Raw genomic sequence first — 4,487 nt, forward strand, 5'->3', positions numbered from 1 at the left:
CATGGCGGAGGGGAAACGCCCGGTCACATTCCGAACCCGGAAGCTAAGCCCTCCAGCGCCGATGGTACTGCACCCGGGAGGGTGTGGGAGAGTAGGACACCGCCGGACAATCTTCCAGTCGAGGGCCGCCCCAGCAGGGTCGGCCCTCGACTGCGTAGCGCCGCCGATGGCGCAATCAGGAAGGATGTACCTGTGAGCTCAGGACCGCAGGGCGGCGATCGTCCGCATCGCTACGAAGACCGTTCGGATTGGCGCGCCGGCGCACCGCGCCGCGACCGCGACGACCGGGGTGGTCAGCGCGGCGGCGACGAACGCCGTGACCGCGGGGACGACCGTCGCGAGGGTGGCTTCCGTTCGGGACCGCGCGCCGGTGGATTCCGGCGTGCCGCCGACGACCGCGCGGGGGGCTTCCGCGGCGGTGACCGCGCTGACCGTCGTGAGGGCGGGTTCCGTGGCGGCGACCGTGACAGCTCCCGTGGCGGTGACCGTCGTGAGGGCGGCTTCCGTGGCGGCGACCGTCGTGAGGGCGGGTTCCGTGGCGGTGACCGTGAGGTCCCCCGCGGCGCTGAGCGTCGTGAGGGTGGCTTCCGTCGGGAAGGCGGGGACCGCCAGGGCGGGTTCCGCGACGACCGCCGTGAGGGCGGCTACCGCGGTGGTGACCGTCGTGAGGGCGGGTTCCGTGGCGGCGACCGTGAGGGCTTTCGCGGTGGTGACCGTCGTGAGGGTGGCTTCCGTGGTGGTGACCGTGAGGGCTCTCGCGGTGGTGACCGTCGTGAGGGTGGCTTCCGTGGTGGTGACCGTGAGGGCTCTCGCGGTGGTGACCGTCGTGAGGGTGGCTTCCGTGGTGGTGACCGCGAAGGTGGCTTCCGCGGCCGCGATCGGGAAGGCTTCGGCGGCGACCGCCGTGAGGGCGGCTACCGTGGCGGCGATCGGGAGGGTGGCTTCCGCCGGGAAGGCGGTGAGCGCCAGGGCGGGTTCCGCGGTGACCGCGAGGGCTCCCGCGGCGGCGAGCGCCGCGATGGCGGCTTCCGCCGGGAGACCGGCGAGCGTCCCTTCCGTGGCGGTGAGCGCCGTGAGGGCGGGTTCCGTGGCGGTGACCGTGAGGGCCCCCGCGGCGCTGAGCGCCGTGAGGGTGGCTTCCGTCGGGAAGGCGGGGACCGCCAGGGCGGGTTCCGCGACGACCGCCGTGAGGGCGGCTACCGCGGTGGTGACCGCCGGGAAGGCGGCTTCCGTGGCGGTGACCGTCGTGAGGGCGGCGAGCGCCGTGAAGGCGGCTTCCGCCACGACGGCGGGGAGCGCCCAGGCCGCGCCGACCGGGAAGGATTCCGGGGCGGTGAGCGCCGCGAGGGCGACCGGCAGGGCGTCCGGCGGGGCGACCGCGAAGGCGGGTTCGGCGGCCGTCGTGAGGGCGGCGAGCGTCGTGAGGGCGGGTTCCGTCGTGAGGGCGGCGAGCGTCGTGAGGGCGGGTTCCGTCGTGAGGGCGGCGAGCGTCGCGAGGGCGGATTCCGTGGTGAGCGCCGCCCGGAGCGGCGGGAACGTGCGGAGCAGGCGGCCGAGGGTGTCGTGGCCCCCGCGCTGCCCGAGGAGATCGTCGCCGGCGACCTGGACAAGGACGTCCGCGCCGAGTTGCTCTCGCTGGCCAAGCCGGTCGCCGAGACGGTGGCCCGGCACCTGGTCGCCACCGGTCGGCTGATCGACGAGGACCCGGCCGAGGCGCTGGCGCACGCGCTGGCCGCCCGCAGGCTCGCGTCCCGCATCGCGGCCGTTCGCGAGGCGGTCGGCCTGGCGGCGTACCACGCGGGGGAGTGGCAGACGGCGATCGCCGAGCTGCGCACGTACCACCGGATGACCGGGCTGCAGAGCCACCTGGCGGTGCTCGCGGACTGCGAGCGGGCGCTGGGCCGGCCGGAGCGGGCGATCGACCTGTTCCGCGGCGCGGACCGGGAGAAGCTGGACCCGTCGGTCGCGACCGAGCTGCTGATCGTGGCCGCCGGCGCGCGCGGCGACCTGGGCCAGAAGGACGCCGCGGTGGCCATGCTCCAGGTCCCCGAGCTGACCAGCGAGGCCGGCGAGCCGTGGACGGCCCGGCTGCGGTATGCGTACGGCGACGCGCTGCTCGCGGTGGGGCGCCGCGAGGAAGCCCGCGAATGGTTCTCCCGGGCGGCCGACGTGGACACCGAGGGTGAAACCGACGCCGCCGAGCGGCTGCTGGAACTCGACGGTGTGGTGATCGAGGGCGACGACGAGGACGAGGCGGAGGAGGCCACCTCCGGTCCGGGCGCCCCGGGCGGCGTGCCGGCCCGACCCGACGTCGACCTCGCCGGCGACGTGGCCGGCGGTGACGATGTCCACCACGGGGCGGCGGACGAGGCCGGGAACCCGGGCCGGCCGGCGGACGATCTGACCGAGGACGACCTGATCGACGACGAGCTGACCGACACCGAGGCGGGGGACCTGGCGGCCGGGACCCGCCGCTCCGGCACTACCGGCACCCACGCTCCGGACGGCATTGCGGGGACCGGCACCCACGAAGCCACCGGGACCGGCACCGACGAGGCCACCGGGACCGGCACCGAGGGGCACCGCGGGTCGGACACCGACCAGCGATGACGACTCACGCCGGGGAACGGCTGGTCGACAGGTACGCCCTGGTCGTGTTCGACCTGGACGGCGTGATCTACCTGATCGACCGACCGATCCCCGGCGCCGTCGAGGCGGTCGGCCGGTTGCACGCCGAGGGGCGGGCGGTGGCGTACGCCACGAACAACGCCTCCCGCCGCTCCAGCGAGATTGCCGACCTGCTCTCCGCGATGGGCGTGCCGGCCCGGCCGGAGGAGGTGTTCACCTCCGCGGCGGCAGCCGCCGAACTGCTCCGCGACCGGCTCCCGGCCGGCGCGGCGGTGCTGGTCGTCGGCGCCGAGGCGCTGCGAGCCGAGGTCCGGGCCGTCGGCCTGACCCCGGTCTCGCGCGCGGACGATGCCCCGGCCGCAGTGGTGCAGGGGTACGGGCCGCAGGTCGGCTGGGTCGACCTGGCCGAGGCGGCCGTGGCCGTGCGCGGCGGCGCGACCTGGATCGCCACCAACACCGACCGGACCCTGCCCAGCGGCCGGGGCCCGCTGCCCGGCAACGGGGCCCTGGTCGCCGCCCTGCGCACCGCGCTCGGCCGGGACCCGGACCTGGTCGTCGGCAAGCCCGAGCGGGCGCTCTTCGCCACCGCCGCGCGGCGCGCCGGCGCGGGCCGGACGCTGGTGGTCGGCGACCGGCTGGACACCGACATCGAGGGGGCCCGCCGGGCCGGGCTGGACAGCCTGCTGGTGCTCACCGGGGTCAGCGACGCCGCCGAACTGCTCGCCGCCGCGCCGGCGCGCCGCCCGACGTACGTCTCGGCGGACCTGGCGGGGCTCTTCGACCCGGCGGCCGTGGTGCGGGTGCCGAGCCCGGCGGACGCCGGTGGTTGGTCGGTGACCGGCCGCGACGGCGGGTGGGAGCTGTCCGGATCGGGTCGCCCGCTCGACGCGCTGGCCGCGCTCTGCGCGGTGGTCTGGACGGCGGCCGAGGAGGACGGCCGGGCGTCGGGGTCCACCAGGCCCGGCACGCCGGTGCGGCCGGCGTCCCCGGCGGCCGAACAGGCCCTGCGCCGGCTCGGCCTCGCCGCCTGACCGACGGCGGCCGGCCGGGCCGACCGGCGGCTCAGAGCAGTTTGCGCAGCTTCATCAGGTCGAACGGGTTCGCCTTGATGGACACGCGTCGGGAGGCGACCGCCCGGGTCACGTCCAGCTCGCCCCGGGCCAGCGCGAGCAGGTCGTCGCTGGTGGTGCTCATCGCGATCTTGGCCTTCGGGTCGTCACCGTCGGTCAGCTCGACCAGCCGGCCGTCGGCCAGCCGGCCATGAAACGCGGCGCCCAGGTCGGTGAGCCGGCAGGCGAGGGTTCGGTCCAGGTCGACCCGCTCCCGCACGCTCTTGGCGTTGCGGTCCAGCCGGTCGGCGAGATCCCGCAACGCCTGCCGGCACTCGTCCACGCTGGCCACCATCGACTCCTCACCGCTCGCCACGCCGTCCCCGGCACCGTACCGCACGGGGTGCTTCCCAGGGCCCGGTAGCGTGGCACCTGCACACCCCCGCGCCGTGGAAGGACTCTGGCATGCAGGACGCGTGGCGCGCCTACCTCGAGCTGGCCTTGGGCCTGACGGAGGCGCCCCGGAAGAAGGCCCAGGAGGCGGTTCGCCGCCTGGTCGGCTCGGGCGGGGCCACCGCCGCCCAGCTCCAGGCGCTCGCCGAGGAGCTCGTCTCCACCGGCGCGGCCAACCGGGAGGCGCTGACCAAGCTCATCCGCTTCGAGGTCGACCGGGCGCTTGGCGCGGTGGGGCTGGCCACCGCCGACGAGGTCGCCGAGCTGACCCACCGGGTGCACGAGCTGGAGCGCCGGCTCCGGGAGACGAAGGCCGCGCCCGGCGCCCAGCCGGTCCTCCCCGCCACCACCCCGACC

The 4,487-nt window shown here is 76.1% G+C and carries 5 protein-coding genes and 1 rRNA gene; 4 read left to right on the plus strand and 2 right to left on the minus strand.

Features of this window, described 5'->3' with window-relative positions:
• A 5S ribosomal RNA gene (gene rrf / locus C1I99_RS29635) occupies positions 1-108 on the plus strand; the annotation flags it as partial.
• A 90-nt stretch (positions 109-198) separates the two neighbouring features.
• Here the strand turns inward: rrf and C1I99_RS29640 are convergent.
• Positions 199-1,671, minus strand: a complete 1,473-nt coding sequence (locus C1I99_RS29640) for a hypothetical protein (RefSeq protein WP_146604084.1) — start codon at positions 1,669-1,671, stop codon at positions 199-201.
• On the opposite strand from C1I99_RS29640, the gene C1I99_RS29645 reads away from it, so the two are divergent.
• Together C1I99_RS29645 and C1I99_RS29650 are read left to right on the plus strand one after the other, a co-directional pair.
• Positions 1,660-2,610: a tetratricopeptide repeat protein gene (locus C1I99_RS29645; RefSeq protein ID WP_233512791.1), complete on the plus strand. Its 951-nt coding sequence runs from the start codon at positions 1,660-1,662 to the stop codon at positions 2,608-2,610. The two genes, C1I99_RS29640 and C1I99_RS29645, sit on opposite strands and share 12 nt — an antisense overlap.
• A complete protein-coding gene (locus C1I99_RS29650; protein WP_111137484.1) occupies positions 2,607-3,659 on the plus strand; it encodes an HAD-IIA family hydrolase in 1,053 nt (350 codons plus the stop codon). The genes C1I99_RS29645 and C1I99_RS29650 overlap by 4 nt, the downstream gene beginning before the upstream one ends.
• A 31-nt stretch (positions 3,660-3,690) precedes the next feature.
• On the opposite strand, the gene C1I99_RS29655 is transcribed toward C1I99_RS29650, so the two are convergent.
• Positions 3,691-4,029, minus strand: coding sequence for an SCP2 sterol-binding domain-containing protein (locus tag C1I99_RS29655; protein WP_111137485.1), 339 nt, complete (start codon positions 4,027-4,029; stop codon positions 3,691-3,693).
• Between the two features lie 113 nt (positions 4,030-4,142).
• Here C1I99_RS29655 and C1I99_RS29660 point away from each other — a divergent pair.
• Positions 4,143-4,487: phasin family protein (locus tag C1I99_RS29660; protein WP_369122451.1), on the plus strand; the 345-nt coding region annotated here is incomplete at its 3' end.

Origin of the sequence: Micromonospora deserti (assembly GCF_003236335.1) — a bacterium.
In the GTDB taxonomy this organism is placed as follows: Bacteria; Actinomycetota; Actinomycetes; order Mycobacteriales; family Micromonosporaceae; genus Micromonospora; species Micromonospora deserti.